The 17,466-nt window shown below is 68.1% G+C and carries 18 protein-coding genes; 11 read left to right on the forward strand and 7 right to left on the reverse strand.

Annotation, left to right across the window (positions count from 1 at the left end):
• Nucleotides 1-16: 16 nt before the first annotated feature.
• On the forward strand, nt 17-1,081 hold the full coding sequence (locus tag ABTX24_RS21400) for a lysylphosphatidylglycerol synthase domain-containing protein (protein ID WP_350842425.1): 1,065 nt from the start codon (nt 17-19) through the stop codon (nt 1,079-1,081).
• Nucleotides 1,082-1,160: 79 nt separating this feature from the next.
• Here the strand turns inward: ABTX24_RS21400 and ABTX24_RS21405 are convergent, their stop codons facing one another.
• The gene (locus tag ABTX24_RS21405) at nt 1,161-1,334 is read right to left on the reverse strand and encodes a CsbD family protein (protein WP_160022078.1); all 174 of its coding nucleotides are present in this window, start codon (nt 1,332-1,334) and stop codon (nt 1,161-1,163) included.
• Nucleotides 1,335-1,388: 54 nt separating this feature from the next.
• Entirely contained in the window at nt 1,389-1,784 is a 396-nt protein-coding gene (locus ABTX24_RS21410) for a hypothetical protein (RefSeq protein WP_350842427.1), read from the reverse strand.
• A 67-nt stretch (nt 1,785-1,851) separates the two neighbouring features.
• Here ABTX24_RS21410 and ABTX24_RS21415 point away from each other — a divergent pair, with 67 nt between their 5' ends.
• The 5 genes from ABTX24_RS21415 to ABTX24_RS21435 all read left to right on the forward strand — a co-directional run bounded on the left by ABTX24_RS21415 (nt 1,852) and on the right by ABTX24_RS21435 (nt 7,972).
• Nucleotides 1,852-2,886, forward strand: a complete 1,035-nt coding sequence (locus tag ABTX24_RS21415; RefSeq protein ID WP_350842429.1) for an AraC family transcriptional regulator — start codon at nt 1,852-1,854, stop codon at nt 2,884-2,886.
• Nucleotides 2,887-3,012: 126 nt separating this feature from the next.
• Nucleotides 3,013-3,969, forward strand: a complete 957-nt coding sequence (locus tag ABTX24_RS21420) for a 3-hydroxyacyl-CoA dehydrogenase (RefSeq protein WP_350842431.1) — start codon at nt 3,013-3,015, stop codon at nt 3,967-3,969.
• A gap of 45 nt (nt 3,970-4,014) precedes the next feature.
• Nucleotides 4,015-5,556, forward strand: coding sequence for a flavin-containing monooxygenase (locus ABTX24_RS21425; protein WP_350842433.1), 1,542 nt, complete (start codon nt 4,015-4,017; stop codon nt 5,554-5,556).
• Nucleotides 5,553-6,428, forward strand: a complete 876-nt coding sequence (locus tag ABTX24_RS21430) for an alpha/beta fold hydrolase (protein WP_160022068.1) — start codon at nt 5,553-5,555, stop codon at nt 6,426-6,428. The genes ABTX24_RS21425 and ABTX24_RS21430 overlap by 4 nt, the downstream gene beginning before the upstream one ends.
• Nucleotides 6,422-7,972 (forward strand): long-chain-fatty-acid--CoA ligase, encoded by a 1,551-nt coding sequence (locus ABTX24_RS21435; RefSeq protein WP_160022067.1) that lies wholly within the window; start codon nt 6,422-6,424, stop codon nt 7,970-7,972. Before ABTX24_RS21430 ends, ABTX24_RS21435 begins: the two co-directional genes overlap by 7 nt.
• A gap of 74 nt (nt 7,973-8,046) precedes the next feature.
• Here ABTX24_RS21435 and ABTX24_RS21440 read toward each other — a convergent pair whose 3' ends face one another.
• Nucleotides 8,047-8,301 carry a hypothetical protein gene (locus ABTX24_RS21440; RefSeq protein ID WP_350842435.1) on the reverse strand — a complete coding sequence of 85 codons (255 nt, stop codon included), beginning with the start codon at nt 8,299-8,301 and terminating at the stop codon, nt 8,047-8,049.
• A gap of 354 nt (nt 8,302-8,655) precedes the next feature.
• Between ABTX24_RS21440 and ABTX24_RS21445 the strand changes: the two genes are divergently transcribed.
• The 3 genes from ABTX24_RS21445 to ABTX24_RS21455 all read left to right on the forward strand — a co-directional run bounded on the left by ABTX24_RS21445 (nt 8,656) and on the right by ABTX24_RS21455 (nt 11,910).
• Nucleotides 8,656-9,987, forward strand: coding sequence for an LPXTG cell wall anchor domain-containing protein (locus tag ABTX24_RS21445; protein ID WP_160022063.1), 1,332 nt, complete (start codon nt 8,656-8,658; stop codon nt 9,985-9,987).
• Nucleotides 9,988-10,285: 298 nt separating this feature from the next.
• Nucleotides 10,286-10,798, forward strand: a complete 513-nt coding sequence (locus ABTX24_RS21450) for a SigE family RNA polymerase sigma factor (protein WP_160022061.1) — start codon at nt 10,286-10,288, stop codon at nt 10,796-10,798.
• Nucleotides 10,795-11,910, forward strand: a complete 1,116-nt coding sequence (locus ABTX24_RS21455) for a beta propeller repeat protein (RefSeq protein ID WP_350842438.1) — start codon at nt 10,795-10,797, stop codon at nt 11,908-11,910. The genes ABTX24_RS21450 and ABTX24_RS21455 overlap by 4 nt, the downstream gene beginning before the upstream one ends.
• An 18-nt stretch (nt 11,911-11,928) precedes the next feature.
• Here the strand turns inward: ABTX24_RS21455 and ABTX24_RS21460 are convergent, their stop codons facing one another.
• A complete protein-coding gene (locus tag ABTX24_RS21460) occupies nt 11,929-13,398 on the reverse strand; it encodes a peptide MFS transporter (protein WP_350842440.1) in 1,470 nt (489 codons plus the stop codon).
• A gap of 70 nt (nt 13,399-13,468) precedes the next feature.
• A complete protein-coding gene (locus ABTX24_RS21465) occupies nt 13,469-14,164 on the reverse strand; it encodes an SDR family NAD(P)-dependent oxidoreductase (RefSeq protein WP_350842442.1) in 696 nt (231 codons plus the stop codon).
• 154 nt (nt 14,165-14,318) lie between these two features.
• Between ABTX24_RS21465 and ABTX24_RS21470 the strand changes: the two genes are divergently transcribed.
• Nucleotides 14,319-15,170, forward strand: a complete 852-nt coding sequence (locus tag ABTX24_RS21470) for a helix-turn-helix domain-containing protein (RefSeq protein ID WP_350842443.1) — start codon at nt 14,319-14,321, stop codon at nt 15,168-15,170.
• 5 nt (nt 15,171-15,175) lie between these two features.
• Here ABTX24_RS21470 and ABTX24_RS21475 read toward each other — a convergent pair whose 3' ends face one another.
• A complete protein-coding gene (locus tag ABTX24_RS21475) occupies nt 15,176-15,559 on the reverse strand; it encodes a winged helix-turn-helix transcriptional regulator (protein WP_350842445.1) in 384 nt (127 codons plus the stop codon).
• A gap of 87 nt (nt 15,560-15,646) precedes the next feature.
• Here ABTX24_RS21475 and ABTX24_RS21480 point away from each other — a divergent pair, with 87 nt between their 5' ends.
• A complete protein-coding gene (locus tag ABTX24_RS21480) occupies nt 15,647-16,537 on the forward strand; it encodes an NAD(P)-dependent oxidoreductase (protein ID WP_350842447.1) in 891 nt (296 codons plus the stop codon).
• Between the two features lie 54 nt (nt 16,538-16,591).
• Here ABTX24_RS21480 and ABTX24_RS21485 read toward each other — a convergent pair whose 3' ends face one another.
• Nucleotides 16,592-17,452, reverse strand: coding sequence for an alpha/beta fold hydrolase (locus ABTX24_RS21485; RefSeq protein WP_350842449.1), 861 nt, complete (start codon nt 17,450-17,452; stop codon nt 16,592-16,594).
• Nucleotides 17,453-17,466 lie beyond the last annotated feature (14 nt).

The following is a 17,466-nucleotide window of genomic DNA, read 5'->3' on the forward strand; positions in this document are numbered from 1 at the left end:
TCATCGCGGCCGCGCAGTGAGCACATCGGAGAGCCCCGACGTCAGCGACGCCCGCCCCGGACGTCGTGCCTGGATCACGCGCGTCGTCCTGCTGGTGGTGGCCGCGCTCAGCACCGTCACCATCGTGGGCCTGATCGGACGCGTCGACTGGGAGGCGGCCCGGGACGCGCTGACACACCTCAGCTGGTGGCATCACATCGTGCTGCTCGTCATCGTGGTGGCTCGTCAGATCCTGCTGGCGATGCCGCTGAGCTTCTTCATCCGCGGCGTGACGTTCTACCGGGCCACCATCAACGACCTCGGCGCGACGCTGATGTACCTCATCGCTCCGCCACCGAGCGACATCGCGCTTCGGGTCGCGATGTTCAAGTCGTGGGGGGTCAGTCCCGCCAAGGGCCTCGCCGGCACCGTGATGAACTCGCTGACGTTCTACGTCGCGAGGTTCTCGGCTCCACTCGTCGGATTCATGCTGCTGCTGGCCATCGGCGAAGACGCGTCGTTCCGGTTGCTCGAGCTGCTCAGCATCGCGATCGCGGTCGCCACCCTCGTGATCGTTCTCATGATCGTACGCAGCGACGCGCTCGCGCGCGCCGTCGGAACCCGCGCTGGGCTGATCGTGCGCCGGTTCCGGAAGACGGTCGACCCCGACCGCTGGGCCGACAGGTGCCAGAACTTCCGTGCCGACATCGCCGAGCGGTTCCATAGCGGGTTCCCCCTGGCGGTGCTCTCTCAGGTCGGCATGATGGTCGTCGACTTCGCCGCGCTCACGCTGTGCCTACGCTTCGTCGGGGTCACGGCGGACGAGGTGAGCCTCGTATGGATCGCGATCGCCTACCTGTTCGCCTTCCCGTTCACCGTGTTCCCTCTCTGGGGGATCGGCATCGTCGACGCCCTCCTCCTCGCCACCCTGGTCGAAGCCGGTGGCCTCGAGATCGAGGCGGCGGCCGTGGCCGGGATCCTCGTATGGCGGGTGTACACCGTGGCCGTGCCGGTGCTGCTCGGCGCCGTCGCCATCGCGGCCTGGCGGCGCGAGGTCGCTGTGGCCGATGCCTCTCCGGGCGCTCCCACGCGTCCCGAGTGAGACAGCTCGATGCTCCTGGCGACGGCGTGACCCCGCCCCCGCTCGGGTCACGCCGTCATCAGGAGCATCGAGAGGACTTCTACTTCTTGAACTTGTCCTTGACGTCCTCGACGGTGTTCTTGGCCGAAGCCTTGGCCCGATCCATCTTTCCCTCGGCCTGCAGGGAGCGGTCGTTCGTCGTCTTCCCGGTAACCACCTTGGCCTTGCCGAGAGCCCCCTTGGCGGCGTTCTTGGCCTTGTCGATCATGCTCATCGTCGGTCTCCTTCGGTTGTGTCGTGATGGATGGTGAGGGGTCCAGGGGTGCCGTCAGCGCACGCGAACGTTGGACTGCTGCCGCGCCTTGCCACGCCGCGGCGAGTCGACCAGGATCCGGCAGGTGATCGCCTGGTCGGGGAACGCCGCAGCCAGGTCGCGGGTGCAGATCTCGGCGGCGTCGATGATCGACGCGGTCGAGGCGACGGGGTCGACCCGTCCACGCAGCAGGATCACCGGCCGCGACCGGATGGTCACGACCGTTCCGGTGACGCCGGTGAGGGCAGCCATGCTCTCGAGCCTACCCCCGGAGGTATCGGCGATCGAGCGGAGATCGGCCTGGACGCGACCGGTCTCGTCGCTCGTCCGGAGCCGCAGGGTCGAGGGGCCGCGCCGGCGCAGGTGCGGCAGCAGCCACATCAGCCCGAGGAACCCGAGGAAAGATGGCACAATCGAGATCCCGGACCATGGCGATCGAGGTGCCGCCCGGCCGACCTTGACAAGGAAGATCGTCGACGTGAGTCTCCTCATCCGCGGCCGCGTGCTCTCGCAGGCCGACGTCCTGATCAATGATCTCGGCGGCGATGCGGACACGATGCTTGCTGCTCACGGCATCGATCCGTCGGCGATCGAGGACATCAACCGGTACGTCCGCTACCAGGATGCCGGCGCAGTGCTGGGACACGCAGCCCGGGAGCTCGACGCGCCCGACTTCGGGCTCCGACTCGGGGGCAAGCAGGGGCTCGAGACACTCGGGCCTCTCGGAGTGATCATGCGCAACTCGGAGACGGTCGGGGCGGCGGTGGAGAGGTTGTGTCACTTCCTGCGGGCCATGGTGCCGTCCGACACCGCTGTCCTGACCCAGTCGACGGGGACGTCCGCGTTCTCGTACTCGGTGTTGCTGAGCAACGACTTCGACCGCCGTCAGATGCTCGAACGGGCCTTCGGCCTGGCGATGCGCGCCTACCGCGTGCTGATCGGACCGACCTTCGTCCCGAACCGCGTGACGTTCGAGCACCAGCGTTACGCGCCTCTCGCGACCTATCACGAGGTGTTCGGCTGTCAGGTCGACTTCAGGCAGGAACGCAACGCGATACATCTCAGTCCCGTCGACCTCGCGCGTGTCATCGACGGCCGGGACTACTCGGCGTTGGTCCTCGCCGAGGACTACCTGAAGCGGCTGGTTCCGGAGCCCGCGGTCGCCGATCACGTCCGCGAGGTCACGCGTCGACTGCTGATGGTCGGCGGCGCCAGCCTTCCTCAGGTCGCACGCGAGCTCTCGCTGCACGAGCGAACGCTCGAGCGCCATCTCCGCGCGCACGGCACGACGTTCGAAGCCATCCTGGACGACCTGCGCCGGGCGGCAGCGTGGGAGCTGGCGGCGACCGGGATGCAGGCGTCGCAGATTGCGCGCGCGATCGGCTACTCCGAGCAGAGCAGCTTCAGCCGCGCCTGTCGGCGGTGGTTCGGCGAGTCGCCCCGAGAGCTGCTGCGGCGCCGACGCGGACAGCGTCCTGAGGAGGCACCTGCCGCTCGTCACCCAGATCCCTAGGCCACAGACACCGGCCTGTCGGCAAATGACAACTTCGTGTCGGCTGGTGACAAGTCTTTCCGCAGGTCCTCTGCGACGGTGGTCCTCGGCGCCGATGTGGCGCACGACACACGTGGAGGCCATCGCATGTCAGATCTACATCGAATCGCTGTACTGGGAGCCGGAGTGCTGGGCGGTCAGATCGCCTGGCACAGCGCGTTCAAGGGCAAGGACGTGGTCGTCTACGACATCAGCGCCGACGCCATCGTACGTCTCAAGGCTCAGCACGAGGTGTACGCCGCGATCTATGCCGGCGAGCTCGGCGCCTCCGAGGAGGACCTGGCGGCGACGAGGAGCCGCCTGACCTACTCCACCGAGCTGACCTCGGCGGCGGTGGACGTCGATCTCGTCGTGGAGGCGGTTCCCGAGATCCCCGATGTGAAGACCGACGTCTACAAGCGGCTGGCCGATCTGCTGCCGGAGCACACGCTGGTCGTCACCAACAGCTCGACGTTCCTGCCGCGCGACTTCGCGGATGCCACGGGGCGCCCGGACAAGTTCTGCGCGCTCCACTTCGCCAACCTGATCTGGTTGATGAACGTCGTCGAGGTCATGGGGCACGCCGGAACGTCCGTCGAGACATTGACGGCGGTGACGGAGTTTGCCATCGAGATCGGCATGGTGCCGATCCCGGTGCGCAAGGAGCAGAACGGCTACATCCTCAACTCGTGGCTGGTGCCGCTTCTGAACGCGGCGCAGACATTGGTGACGAACGAGGTGGCCACGCCCGAGGACGTCGACCGGACGTTCATGCTGAACGGGGCGCGATTCGGACCGATGGGGATGCTCGACGTCATCGGCATGAAGACCGCGGTCGACGTACTCGCCTACTGGGGCGACCAGGCCAACGATGCGCAGATGCTGTCGAACGCTGCCTACATCAAGGAGCGTTTCCTCGACCAGGGACATCTGGGCCTCGCCACCGGGTCCGGTTACTACAGCTACCCGAATCCCTCGTACGAGCGAGACGACTTCCTGTCGGTTCCGGAGCTGGAGGCCGTTCCCTCGATCGTCTCGCTCCTGTCGGCCGATCGCACGAGCTGACCCCCGCCCGACCCACCTTTTCCGCACTCACCTCCAGGAATCACCATGGCCGCGAAGAAGAAGACCTCGTCCACCACCCCGCCGTCCTTCGACCACGTCGACGTACTCGTCGTGGGAGCTGGGATCGCCGGCATCAGCATGGCCCACCACCTCAAGACACTTCAGCCCGGGCGCACCTTCGCCGTGGTCGACGCCCGGCAGAACATCGGCGGCACCTGGGACCTGTTCAAGTACCCGGGCATCCGTTCCGACGCCGATCTCCAGACCTACGGCTTCGGGTTCAAGCCGTGGGTCCGCGAGAACGCGCTCGCCGATGCCCACGAGATCGTCTCCTACCTGCACGAGACCGTTGAGGAGGACGGCCTCGGACCGCATCTGCGCCTCGGGCACAAGGTGGTGGCGGCCGACTTCTCGACGGCGGACCAGCGATGGGTCGTCACCCTCGAACGCAGTCAGGACGGCGCGCGATTCGATGTGACGGCCGGGATGCTGTTCTCGGCAGCGGGCTACTACGACTATGACCAGGGTTACGCTCCGACGTTCCCTGGAAGTGAGGACTTCAGCGGCCCGATCATCCACCCGCAGCACTGGCCGGAGGACCTCGACTACGCCGGCAAGAACGTCGTGGTCATCGGCAGTGGCGCCACGGCAGTCACCTTGCTGCCCTCGTTGGCCAAGGTCGCCCAGCACACGACGATGCTGCAGAGGTCGCCGTCGTACGTGCTGCCCATCCCGCGCAAGGATCCGATCGCCAACACCCTGCACCGCTTCCTCTCCGCCAGGCGGGCACACGCGATCGCGCGGGCGATCAACGCCCGCCGGCTGAGCATCCTGTACAACGCCAGCCAGAGGTTCCCGCGCCAGATGCGGCGCCTCGTGCGACGGGTCAACGTGGCGATGCTGCCCGACGGGTACGACGTCGACACCCACTTCGCCCCGACGTACAACCCGTGGGACCAGCGGATGTGCATGGTGCCCGACGGCGACATGTTCAAGGCGATCTCCGACGGTCGGGCGTCCGTCGTCACGGACAAGATCGTGCGTTTCACCAACACGGGAATTCTGCTGGAATCGGGCACCGAGCTTCCGGCGGACATCATCGTCACCGCGACGGGGCTCAACATGGTGCCCTTCGGCAAGATGCAGCTGGCCGTCGACGGCGAGCCCGTCGACCTGCCCAGTCGCGTGGTCTACAAGGCGGCGATGGTCAGCGGCATCCCGAACTTCGGCTACACCGTGGGCTACACCAACCAGGCGTGGACGCTGAAGGCCGATCTGGTCTCTGCCTGGTTCTGCCGCCTGCTCGCGCACATGGACGAGCAGGGCTATGCCACCGTGACCCCGGTCGTCACCGACCCGTCGATGCCGCTGAAGCGCTTCGTCGAGATGGACAACGGGTACATGAACCGCGCCATGCACCTGTTCCCCAATCAGGGCACCACGGGCCCGTGGGCGGCGCCGCAGGACTACAAGCACGATCAGGCCGTTCTCGGCAAGGGTCCGATCGACGATCCGGCGTTGCAGTTCACCCCTTCGAAGTTGGAGGCAGCCCCGGCCCCGAAGACGCTCGAGGGCAGCAGCCGATGAGCAGCCCGTCCTTCATCACGGTCCGCGACAAGCAGGTGCGCGTGCGAGTCGCTGGCAGCCCCGACTCCGCGCCCGTCGTGCTGATCCACGGGATCACCAGGTCGTTGGAGGACTGGTCCGAGCAATTCGTCCGACTCGCGCACGGTCATCGTCTGATCGCTCTCGACCTCCCCGGTTGCGGGTTCTCCGAGCGCGCATCGACCGAGACGTCGCTGACCACCTTGGCCGAGTCCGTGCTCGACGTCCTCGACGCACTCGGTGAGACACGTCGGGTCCACCTGATCGGCAACTCCCTCGGTGGCGCCGTGGCGATGAGGGTCGCGACCCTTGCGCCGACCCGGACCGCGGGCCTCGTCCTGGCGGACAGCGCCGGGTTCGGCAAGGAGGTCGCGCTACCGCTGCGGCTGATGAGCATCCCCGGCCTGGGTGAGGCGATGACGTTCCACACCACACGCGGTGCGGCGTACGTGCTCGAGCGCATGTCGCTGGCCGACCCACGCCTGGCCACGAGCGCCCGAGTGGATCACGCCATCGCGATCTCGCGCCAGCCCGACACCGGGCGCGTCTCGCTCGAGATCGCGCGAGCGCTGGGCACACCCCGCGGGATCAAGGACAGCTGGCGCAAGGAGCTCCTCGCTGAGGTGGCCTCGTTGCGTATCCCCACCTTGCTGATGTGGGGCGACCAGGACCGAGTTCTCCCGGCAACGCACTTGACCGAGGCCGTACGGGTCTTCCCGCATGCCGAGGCGGTCCTCTTCCCCGGCATCGGCCACATGCCGCAGATCGAGGTGCCGGACGAGTTCGCCGACCGGGTGACCCATTTCATCGGCACCACCGCTCAGATTCACCCAGCCCCAGGAGTGTCATGTTGAACCTGTCCGTCCTGCTCGAGGACTCCGCCCGCAAGTGCCCCGATCGGGAGGCGTTGGTCCTCGGCGACTCGCGGTTGACGTACGCGCAGGTGAACGCCGCAGCCAACCAGGTCGCCAACCTGCTCGTCGAGCGCGGCATCCAGCCTGGGGACAAGGTGGCGCTCAGCTGCCCGAACCTCCCCTACTTCCCGGTCATCTACTACGGAATCCTCAAGGCCGGCGCCGTCGTCGTCCCGCTGAACGTGCTGCTCAAGGGCCGGGAGGTGGCCTACCACCTGGCCGACGCCGATGCGAAGGCGTACTTCTGTTTCCAGGGGACCCCCGAGCTCGCGATCGGCGCGGAGGGCCACGCTGGTTTCGAGCAGACCGACGGGTGTGAGCACTTCTTCATGATCACAGCCGACCCGGCGGCGGAGAGCCCCCTCGAGGGGACCGAGACGCTCGGTCAGGCGTTGGCCGGAAAGTCAGCGGTCTTCGACCCGGTGGTCACGGAGGCGACCGACACCGCGATCATCCTCTACACCTCCGGGACGACCGGTCAGGCCAAGGGTGCGGAGCTGTCGCATGCGAACACGATGATGAACGTGGTCACGATGAACCGGATCTTCAAGAGCCAGCCGGCGACCGACTCCCATGTGTTGACGCTCCCGCTCTTCCACACCTTCGGCGCGACCGTCCAGATGCACGCCGGCTTCTCGATGGCGGCAACGCTCTATCTGGTGCCGCGCTTCGACGCCGAGCAGGTGATCGGCTTGATGCAGAAGGAGGAGATCACCTTCTTCGCCGGCGTCCCGACCATGTGGTGGGGGCTCCTCGGCGCCCTCACGGACGCGGTCGATGTCCAGCGGATCGCCGGCAACCTGCGGATCGGCGTCTCCGGCGGCGCCAGCCTTCCGGTCGAGATCATCAACCGGGTCAAGGAGAAGTTCGGGGTCACCATCCTGGAGGGCTACGGCCTCTCGGAGACGTCGCCCGTCGTGACGTTCAGCGACCCCGACCAGGAGCCGCGGGCCGGATCGATCGGCGTCCCGATCTGGGGCGTGGAGGTCAAGCTGATCGACGACGACTGGAACGAGATCGACAGCTCGGGCGGCGGAGTCGGGGAGATCGCGATCAAGGGTCACAACGTGATGAAGGGCTACTACGGGCGGCCCGAAGCCACCGCGGAGGCGATCAAGGACGGCTGGTTCCGCTCCGGCGACCTGGCCCGCAAGGACGAGGACGGCTTCTACTACATCGTCGACCGAGCGAAGGACATGATCATCCGCGGTGGCTTCAACGTGTACCCGCGCGAGATCGAGGAGGTCCTCGTGACACACGGCGACGTCAGCCTCGCGGCCGTGGTCGGCGTACCCCATGAGTCGCACGGCGAGGAGATCAAGGCGTTCGTCATCCTCAACCCGGGAGCGAGCGTGACCGCCGAGCAGCTGGTGGCGTGGGGCAAGGAGCAGATGGCCGGCTACAAGTACCCCCGCATCGTGGAGATCGTCGATGCGCTGCCGATGACCGCGACCGGCAAGATCCTCAAGCGCGAGCTCAGCTGACACCCGCTCGAGCTGGTCCAGCTCGCGTTCAGGTGCGTGTCCGGCCGTGATCGGCCACGGGACCGGAGAGGCCTTCAGTCGTCTGTACGGAAGGCCTCTCCGGTCTCCACCCGCACCGGCAGTCCCTCGCACTCCTGCGGCAAGGACCGCACCGCCGCAGAGGCCGGGTCGAGGGCGTAGACCACGACCGCCGGGCCGCCATCGTCGGCGGCACCGATCGCGACTCCCTCGATGCCCTCCCCGATCCACTTCTCGGCAACCGTGAGCGCTCGTCGTGACCGCTCATCGAGGGCTGGGACATCGGCGTACAGATCGTCGTCCGAGCTCATGCCTCCAGGCTACGTCGGCTGCTCCGGGGGAAGACGGATACCACCCGACTTTGGTCCCAAGTCAGGTCGAGCGCAAGGGAGTCGAAGGTCCCGTCTACCCCAAAATTGAGTAGGCGAAGAGAATTCCCGCAACCCGCTGAGACAGCCCCGGGAGACCCTCCTCTCACAGGCCTCGCCGAGGCGGCCCACGCGCCGCACTTTGCTCCTCGGTTTCAAGAGGTCCGGACGATCCACCCGAGATCGGCCCAGGCCGACCGCGACACGGGCATCCCTGTCCGCCCGCCCGGTCTCGGGTACCTCAGCCCTGCCTGCTCACCACAGGCACGGACCACAAACCCAGCAAGGAACCCGCCCATGAACATGCACAACTCCACCAAGATCGGCCTCGCAGCTGTAGCCGTTGCCGGAGTCGCTTCGGTCGTGGCAGCCCCGGGGGCTCAGGCCGCGCAGGACTGCAAGACGACCACCGTGACCTCGCAGGTCAAGGTCGCCGACGAGAAGACGACCACCACGGTCACGCCTGCGGTCACGCACGTGGAGCACACCGACGCGGTGTCCCACGAGGAGTCCCGCTTCTCGAAGGTGGTCAAGGGTGAGAGCCACGAGGCTGTCACCGAGGACCAGTTCCGCAACTCGGTCTACACCCGGACCTACACGCCCGGCACCGCCGCGGTGACCGACACCATCGAGCACCCGGCTGAGACCCACACGGTCGAGCACCCGGCCGAGACCCACACGGTCGAGCACCCAGCCGAGACGCACGTCGTCCACCACGAGGCGGTCACCCACGAGGAGACTCGCGTCACGGCCCGTGGCTACGCCTACAGGCAGAAGCAGACCGGCAAGGTCCGCTACCTGAACACGCCGGACTGGAACGGCGAGGACGAGCACGGCGACCTGGGCTGGGTCCGCTTCGCCGAGGGCGACCTGACCGAGACCGTCACCGTCGTGGACCAGGAGGCGTGGGACGAAACGGTCGTGGACAAGGAGGCCTGGACCGAGACCGTCGTGGACAAGGAGGCCTGGACCGAGACCATCGTGGACAAGGAGGCCTGGACCGAGACCATCGTGGTCGAAGAGGCCACTCCCGCCGTCTTCGGCCCGTGGCAGTGGGACCACTTCACCGCCTGGACCACCACGCCGGGCACCCCGGCCGATGAGGACGGTCAGGACGGCGAGGACAACCCGCTGAACCTGTCCCAGATCGGCGAGCAGTACGAGCAGACCGTGACCACGAAGGAGGCCTACACCGACCCCGACGTCACGCTCTACTTCGTCGAAGACGGTGAGCCGACCACGAACCTGGCCGACGCATCCTGGACCGCCGACGAGCCTGAGGGTTGGGACCTGGTCGACACCCGCACGGTGGAGGACAGCCCGGCATCGGACGTCACGGTGGTGGACTCGCCTGCCTCTTCGGTCACGGTCGTCGTCCCGGCTGTCTACGAGACCAAGACCGACAAATCGGAGAAGTGCGCGGCGGTCGTCAAGGACGCCAGCACCAAGGCCGGCACCAAGGCCGACTCCAAGGCTGACTCCGAGGTCCCGACCCGGATCGATGCCGGTCTGGCTGGGAACCTGCCGAACACGGGCGGTCCGAACGGAGCGCTCCTCGCCGTCGGCGGGCTGCTCGCCGGCATCGGGGGCATCGGGGCCTTCCTCACCCGCCGCCGGAAGAACGCCTGACCCACACTTCCAGGCGGCGCCATCGGCGAGGGCCGGACCTTGGGCGACCTGGAGCCCGAAGTCGTCGAGGCGCTGCAGATTCAGCCGTTCCGGCGGACCCTCACGGCCGGGTGGCCGCTGTCCGGGGCGAACGAAAATTCGTTCGCCCCGGACGCTCTTCGGACGCGAACGCCGCAGAGATTCAGAAGGACGGACGCCTCGCGGTTCGATGAAAGCGCTCACAGATCACGTACAACCATCTACGTGCCTCGGGCGTCACCTGGACATAGACCGGAAATATGACCTGGGTGGAGGCACGATGACGGCTCAACTCACGACCGGCGCCGACGGCGCCCGGGACGATGCTGCCTTCACCGAGTACGTGATCGCGCGGTTGCCACACCTGCTCAAGGTGGGGCGGGCACTGGCCGGGGACGAGCAGCGCGGCGCCGATCTGGTGCAGGATGCCCTGGAGCGGACGCTGCTGCACTGGCGCAACGTGCGCGATCCCGATGCGTTCGTTCGCCGTGCCATGGTCAATCGCAGTGTGTCGGTGTGGCGCAAGCAGAGGCGGGAACGGCCGCTGACCGAGATGCGGGAACCGGTCGGCAGCGACCGCACGCCGGACCACGACCTGCTCGAGGCGGTCAGACGACTTCCGCCTCGCCAGCGTGCGGTGATCGTGCTGCGCTACTACGAGGACATCACCGAGGCCCAGACCGCAGAAGCCTTGGGCTGCTCGGTCGGCACGGTGAAGAGCCAGGCCCACCAGGCGATGAAGGCGCTCCGTGCCGAACTATCCAACTACGCCGACCGGGAGGAGACGTCATGACCGGGCTGGAAGACCGACTTCACCGGGCGCTCGACCTCGAACTCGAGACCGAGGTGGGGCCGATGCAGATGCTCGACGACGTACGACGCGGCGCGAAGCGGCGGCAGGCCCGCCGGCGTACCACCGGATTGATGGCTGCCGCCGCGGTGCTGGTTGTCGGTGTCGTCGTCGGTGGCGCCATTCTCACCCGCGGCGAGAGCGAGCCACGGCCTGCGCCCCAGCCGTCGGAGACCGCGATCGACCCCGACCAGGACGGCAATCGGTCAGTCGACGGCCCGAAGCCCGGTAGAGCGCTGCAGGTCGAGGCCGCCGACGGCCAGGTGTTCGCGACCTCAAACGAGGCCGACTGCGGCTGCTCCGCGTTCTGGCGGTTAGGCGGCACCGCCTGGGAGCGGCTGTACGACTTTCCCGTGGACTCCGTGGAACGGCTCGCCATGGCACCCCACGGGCAGAACGGTTGGGCCACTACTCCGGGTGGCCCGGTCTGGGCCACCCACGATGGAGGAAACACCTGGACCAAGGTGTGGAACGGTGGCGCGATCCTCGATGCATCAACCAACCACGTCTGGATGCTCGACACAACTGACGGCATCCTCCGGCGCAGCACGGTCGCGGGCGATGACTTCGAGGCGGTGCCGGTCTCTGGTGCCAAGGTCTTGTGGGACGTGGTGGTGCTCGGCGAGGCCGTGGTCGCCACCGCTGCGCCTGAGGGCGAGGGCAGCGTCACGGCCACACCACTGGTCAGCCGAGACGGTGGCGAGACCTGGGAGGAGCTGGCCGCCCCTTGTGGTGAGGCGCGGGTTCACGCCGCTGACACCGCCGCCTTCGTTGCCTGCGCCGACGGCCCACGGGAGACGATCCACCGCTCCACCGACCTGACGTCGTGGGAGGAGTTCGGAGTCATCGAGGGAACGGGCAGTCCGGTGCCGCTGGCCGACGACGTGGTCCTGATCGGGGGGACCGTTCTCACCGAGGGCGGCGCGTCCGAGGTGGATCCGCATGCCGACCCGGACGCGATCTGGGATGCCGCGGTTCTCGACGGGACCATCTATCTCGCGACCAGCGACGGCATCCGCACCTCCATGAACAGCGGGCGAACCTGGCAACCCTGACCGCGCAGCCGAATGGGATCAGTGCACGCCGGCCATCAGCCGCCGGATGGGCCGGTTGCCGATGAGCAGCAGGACGCCGACGACGACGGAGGCGAGGCCGACCCACCAGAAAAAGCCGCTGTCGTCGCTCACGTCGTAGAACTCGGCGAGGCGACCGGACATCGCGGTGCCGAGCGCGACGGAGAGGAAGAACAGGGCCATCATCTGGGTGCGGAAGCGCTCGGGGGCGAGCTTGGTCGCCAGGGAGAGACCGACCGGGGAGAGCAGCAGCTCGGCGAGGGTGAAGAGCAGCAGGATGAACGCGAGGCCGATCAGCGGCACGGTGTGCTCACCACTCGGCATCAGCAGGAACACCCAGAACGCGATGCCCATCAGGATCGTGCCGATCGCGAACTTCACCGGCGTCGACGGCTGACGGGAGCCGAGCTTGGTCCACAGAGCCGCGAAGACTCCGGAGAGCAGGATGATGAAGACCGGGTTGATCGAGTTGACCCAGGAGACCGGCATCTCCCAGCCGAAGATGTCTCGGTCCAGGCGCTGGTCGGAGTAGACCACCATCACGGTGAACTGCTGCTGGTAGAGCGACCAGAAGACCGCGGAGGCGATGAAGAGGGGCACCATCGCCCACACCCGGCTCCGCTCGATGGCGGTGACCTGGCTGCTGAGCAGGATGACGGCGAAGAGCGCGACCGCGGCGACCGCGCTGATGCCGATCACGATGTTGGCCAGCCGAGGCGCGGTGATCACACCGGTCAGGCAGAGCACCACGATCGCCGCCACGGCGACAAGGGCGATGACGATCCAGCGGCCGCGCTCGGCGGTGGGAAGCGGGTTGGGGACGACGCGGCTCTCGTCGGGAAGCGCGCTGCGGCCCAGGGCGTACTGCACCAGGCCGAGGATCATGCCGATCGCGGCCAGCCCGAAGCCGACGTGGAAGCCCCACTGCTTCTGCAGCAGGCCGGTCAGCAGCGGGCCGACCAGGGCGCCCAGGTTGATGCCCAGGTAGAAGAGGGAGAACCCGGCGTCGCGGCGCTCGTCGTCGGCGGCGTACAGGGTGCCGACCAGGGAGGAGGCGTTCGCCTTCACGCCGCCCGAGCCGAGCGCGATCAGCACCAGCCCGACCCCGACCCCGGCGATGCCTGGGATCAGGGCGAGCCCGAGGTGGCCGAAGACGACCAGCCAGGCAGAGGCGAAGAGCGTACGCTCCGCGCCGAGCAGGCGGTCGGCGATCCAGGCCGCGATGATGGTCGAGAGGTAGACCGCACCGCCGTACGCACCGACGATCCCGAGCGCGACCGTCTCGCTGATCCCGAGGCCACCCTGCGCCGCGGAGTAGTAGAGGTAGATCGCCAGGATGCCCTGCATGCCGTAGAAGCTGAACCGCTCCCACAGCTCGACGCCGAACAGATTGGCGAGGACGCGTGGCTGCCCCAGGAAAGACCGCTCGCCGGCATCGCCGGCGGTGGCCTCACTTTTTACTTGGCTCATTACCTCAGGTTCACAAGTCCTCGCTCCCCCGCCCAAATCGCGAACGGCCGATAACCGCCGGATGTGACCACTACCACGCGAGTTCACCGTCCTTGTCCTGGAGTGTCCCGGTGGGTCCGTCGGCACCCAGGGTGGCGAGGCGTACGACGGTCTTGGCGCTCTCCGCGGGCGAGGCGGCGATGTCCTCGATGCCGAAGCCGGCGGTCATGTCGGTGGCGGTGGGTCCGGGTTCGACGGCGTTGAACCTGATGTCGGGGTGGGCCTTGGCGTACTGCACGGTCAGCATGGTCGCGGCGGCCTTGGACGCGGCGTACAGCGGCAGGAACATCCCGTGCTCGACCCGGCCCGGGGTGGTGTTGGCCCAGAACGAGCCCATGCTGCTGGACACGTTGACGACCCGCGGGCTCTCCGAGCGGCGCAGCAGCGGCAGCGCGGCCTCGGTGACGCGGAGGATCCCGACGGCGTTGATGTCGAAGACCCGCAGCGCGGTCGGGCCGTCGAGCGGGTCGGCGACGAGGATGCCTGCGTTGTTCACGAGTACGTCGAGGCGGCCCGCGGCCTCCTCGATGCCGGCCAGCGCGGCGGCGACCGACGCGTCGTCGGTGACATCGAGCCGTACGAAGCGTGCCCCGATCTCGGCAGCCGCCTTCTCGCCTCGTTCGACGTCTCGAGCTCCGACGAAGACGTCATAGCCGGCGTCGGTGAGCTGGCGGGCGGTCTCGAAGCCGATGCCCTTGTTGGCGCCGGTGATGAGTGCGACGGTCATCTCTGTTTCCTTCTCAGTACGTGGCCCGGTCGGGCCGTCTTCGACGCTAGGCGCGCCGGCGCGCACCACCCAGAGCCCTGGTCAGACCGGGTCCTGACAGGACCCCCGCTGTCCGCTCGCCACCGACCTAGGCTGGAGACATGAGGCGGCACACATGAGCGAGGCGACGAATCCGCTGGGCGCGTTCCTCCAGGCCAGGCGGGCGCTGGTGACGCCGGAGGCCGCGGGCATCCCGGTCTCGGGCCTACGCCGGGTCCCCGGGCTGCGCCGTGAGGAGGTCGCGATGCTGGCCGGGATCAGCGCGGACTACTACCTGCGTCTGGAGCGCGGCCGCGACCGCAACCCGTCGGTGCAGGTGCTCGAGTCCATTGCCCGGGTGCTCCAGCTCGACGACGACCACATCGCCCACATGATGTCGCTGGTCGCCGAGGCACCCCGCCGTCGTCGGCGCCGTCGCAAGGAGACCGTCCCGCCCGGAGCACTCAAGCTGCTCGACTCGCTGGCGCAGCCGGCGTTCATCGAGGGGCGCTACTTCGACATCCTGGCCGCCAACGACCTGGCTCGCGCGCTCTCGCCACGGCTGACCGCGGGCGGCAACCAGCTGCGTGACCAGTTCCTCGACCCGGGCCAGCAGTCGTTCCACCCGGAGTGGGAGTCGATGACCGAGTGCTTCGTCGGCAACCTGCGCCAGGCCGTCGGCACCGACATCGACGACCCGCGGTTCATCGAGCTCATCGGCGAGCTCTCCCTGGCCAGCGCCCGATTCCGGCAACTGTGGGCCCGTCATGACGTACGCGCCCAGACCGGCGCCCCGATCCGCATGGACCATCCGCAGGTCGGCGAGCTCACCCTCAACCGGGAGCGGCTGGCGATCGGCGGCACCGACGACCTGATGCTCGTCGTCTACCACCCCGACGCCGACTCACCTGATGCGGAGAAGCTGGCCCTGCTGGCTTCGGCTGGGCTGCCCACCCGGTCCGTCGCGGCGGAGGCTCGGCAGGCCTGATCCGGTTACACCGGCCGGGGCAGCATGTCCGCGTCGCGATGCTCGACGAGCTCGGTGCGCTCGCGAGCGATCCGGTCCATCCCCCAGCGGCCGAGCGGCCCGAGCGCGGCGTTGAGGCTGCGGCCGTGCTCGGTCAGCGAGTACTCCACCCGCGGCGGCACCTCGGCGTACACCTCGCGGTGCACCAGCCCGTCCTGCTCCATCTCACGCAGGTGCTGGGTCAGCATCTTCTCGCTGACTCCGGGCAGGCCGCGGCGCAGCTCGGCGAAGCGGCGTACGCCATAGTTGTCGAGCTCCCACAGGATCAGCCCCTTCCACTTCCCGCTGACCACGTCGAGCGCGGCGTCGATGCCGCAGATGTAGGGGCCGATTCGGGTCGACTTCGCCATGGGACTGCTCCTCACTCACCTTTTGGTAAGTACCCCAGTAAATAGTGGGTACTCCCGCAATCGTAGGCGATTGGTGAGGATGGTGCCATGAACGAAACTCGCACCCCCGTCACCGTCATCGGCCTCGGCCCCATGGGCCAGGCAATGGTCCACAGCCTGCTCGCCGCCGGGCATCCGGTGACCGTATGGAACCGCACCGCCTCGCGTGCCGACGAGGTCGTCGCCGCCGGCGCCCAGCTGGCCGACTCCCCCGCGAAGGCCGTCGCCGCCAGCGACCTGATCGTGCTCAGCCTGACCGACTATCAGGCGATGTACGACGTGCTCGGCTCCGCCACCGACGAGCTCGCCGGACGTACGGTCGTCAACCTCAGCTCCGAGGCCCCCGAGCGCACCCGCCAGGGCAGCGAGTGGGTCACCAGCCACGGCGCCACCTTCCTGACCGGCGGCGTGATGGTCCCCGCTCCGATGGTCGGCACCCCTGATGCGTACGTCTATGTCAGCGGTCCGGCCGAGGTGCTCTCGCGGCACGAGGACGCGCTGGCCCGGATCGGGTCCGTCCGCTACCTGGGTGAGGACCCCGGGCTCGCCCAGCTGATGTACCAGGCCAACCTCGACATCTTCCTCACCTCCCTCTCCTCGCTGCTCCACGCCGTCGCGCTGCTGGAGACGGGCGGCATCAAACCGTCCGCCGCGATTCCGGAGCTGATGCAGACCCTCGCCGGCATCCCGCCGATGCTCGCCGCCGGCGAGGACCTCGGCGCCCAGCTCGAGGCCGGCAAGCACCCCGGCCACCTGAGCACCGTCACCATGATGGGCGCCACCACCGACCACCTCGTCGAGGCCAGCGAGGCCGCCGGCATCGACACCGACCTCCCCCGCGCCGTCCAGGCCCACTACACCTGGGCCCGCTCGCGTGGGTACGGCGCTGAGAACTGGTCCCGCATCATCGACGCCATCCGGCCGTACGCCCGAGGGTGAGCTTTCGCTGCGGGCGGCCTCCCGGGAGGAGGCCGCCCGCAGCCAGGACCGCAGTCAGGAATGAGTCGTGAGCCAGTCGATCACGTCGGCCGTGATCGCATCGCGGTTGGTCTCGTTGAAGATCTCGTGGCGCGCCCCGGGGTAGAGCGTCACCGTCACATCCTTCAATCCGGCCTCGCGATAACGCTCCCCCAGCAGCTCGACCAGGGCGCCACCTCCGGCAAGCGGGTCGGCGTCGCCGGAGACGACGAGAACCGGCAGATCGGAGCGGATCCCACCGATGGTTGCCGGGTCGGCCAGACGCTCGGCACCGGCGAAGAGCTGAGGCACGGCGGTGTCGGGCAGATCGAACCCGGACAACGGGTCTGCGACGTACGCGTCGACCTCGGCCTCATCGCGCGAGAGCCACTCGTATCCGGTCCGATGCTCGAACCCGGCATTGAACGCCTCCAGCCCGACCGGACCCTCGGCGCTCGAGAGCGCACCAGCGAGTACGTCGAGGGCGGTCGAGCCTGACAGCACCACACCGTCGTACAGGTCGGACCGGTCCAAGATCACCGTCTGCGCCGCAAAGGACCCCATCGAGTGCGCGACCAGGAACACCGGAATCCCGGAGAACTCATCGCGCAGCGAGGCACCCACGGCCGCGACGTCGGCCACCAGCGCCTCGAAGTCGAAGTGACCGAGCTGGTCGGCCGACGCAACAGACCCGCCGTGACCGCGGTGGTCGACCGCCCGCACGACGTACCCAGCCGCGACGACAGCCCGAGCGAGCCGGTCGTAGCGCTGCCCGTGCTCGGCGATGCCGTGAGCGATCTGGACAACGCCCCGAGGCGCGGACACGTCCTCCCCCCATGTCCGGATCAAGAGCGCAGTGCCGTCGGTCGGTGAGACGAATGTGGCAGTGGTGGGCATGGGGCCTCCTGGTA

Origin of the sequence: Nocardioides sp. NPDC127514 (genome assembly GCF_040302125.1) — a bacterium.
Classification (GTDB): domain Bacteria; phylum Actinomycetota; class Actinomycetes; order Propionibacteriales; family Nocardioidaceae; genus Nocardioides.

Coding starts and splice junctions, on each gene's coding strand:
- ABTX24_RS21405 (WP_160022078.1), bottom strand. CDS start 1,334: ATGAGCATGATCGACAAGGCCAAGAACGCCGCCAAGGGGGCTCTCGGC.
- ABTX24_RS21480 (WP_350842447.1), top strand. CDS start 15,647: ATGAACGAAACTCGCACCCCCGTCACCGTCATCGGCCTCGGCCCCATG.
- ABTX24_RS21440 (WP_350842435.1), bottom strand. CDS start 8,301: ATGAGCTCGGACGACGATCTGTACGCCGATGTCCCAGCCCTCGATGAG.
- ABTX24_RS21460 (WP_350842440.1), bottom strand. CDS start 13,398: ATGAGCCAAGTAAAAAGTGAGGCCACCGCCGGCGATGCCGGCGAGCGG.
- ABTX24_RS21465 (WP_350842442.1), bottom strand. CDS start 14,164: ATGACCGTCGCACTCATCACCGGCGCCAACAAGGGCATCGGCTTCGAG.
- ABTX24_RS21455 (WP_350842438.1), top strand. CDS start 10,795: ATGACCGGGCTGGAAGACCGACTTCACCGGGCGCTCGACCTCGAACTC.
- ABTX24_RS21430 (WP_160022068.1), top strand. CDS start 5,553: ATGAGCAGCCCGTCCTTCATCACGGTCCGCGACAAGCAGGTGCGCGTG.
- ABTX24_RS21420 (WP_350842431.1), top strand. CDS start 3,013: ATGTCAGATCTACATCGAATCGCTGTACTGGGAGCCGGAGTGCTGGGC.
- ABTX24_RS21475 (WP_350842445.1), bottom strand. CDS start 15,559: ATGGCGAAGTCGACCCGAATCGGCCCCTACATCTGCGGCATCGACGCC.
- ABTX24_RS21485 (WP_350842449.1), bottom strand. CDS start 17,452: ATGCCCACCACTGCCACATTCGTCTCACCGACCGACGGCACTGCGCTC.
- ABTX24_RS21470 (WP_350842443.1), top strand. CDS start 14,319: ATGAGCGAGGCGACGAATCCGCTGGGCGCGTTCCTCCAGGCCAGGCGG.
- ABTX24_RS21425 (WP_350842433.1), top strand. CDS start 4,015: ATGGCCGCGAAGAAGAAGACCTCGTCCACCACCCCGCCGTCCTTCGAC.
- ABTX24_RS21450 (WP_160022061.1), top strand. CDS start 10,286: ATGACGGCTCAACTCACGACCGGCGCCGACGGCGCCCGGGACGATGCT.
- ABTX24_RS21445 (WP_160022063.1), top strand. CDS start 8,656: ATGAACATGCACAACTCCACCAAGATCGGCCTCGCAGCTGTAGCCGTT.
- ABTX24_RS21435 (WP_160022067.1), top strand. CDS start 6,422: ATGTTGAACCTGTCCGTCCTGCTCGAGGACTCCGCCCGCAAGTGCCCC.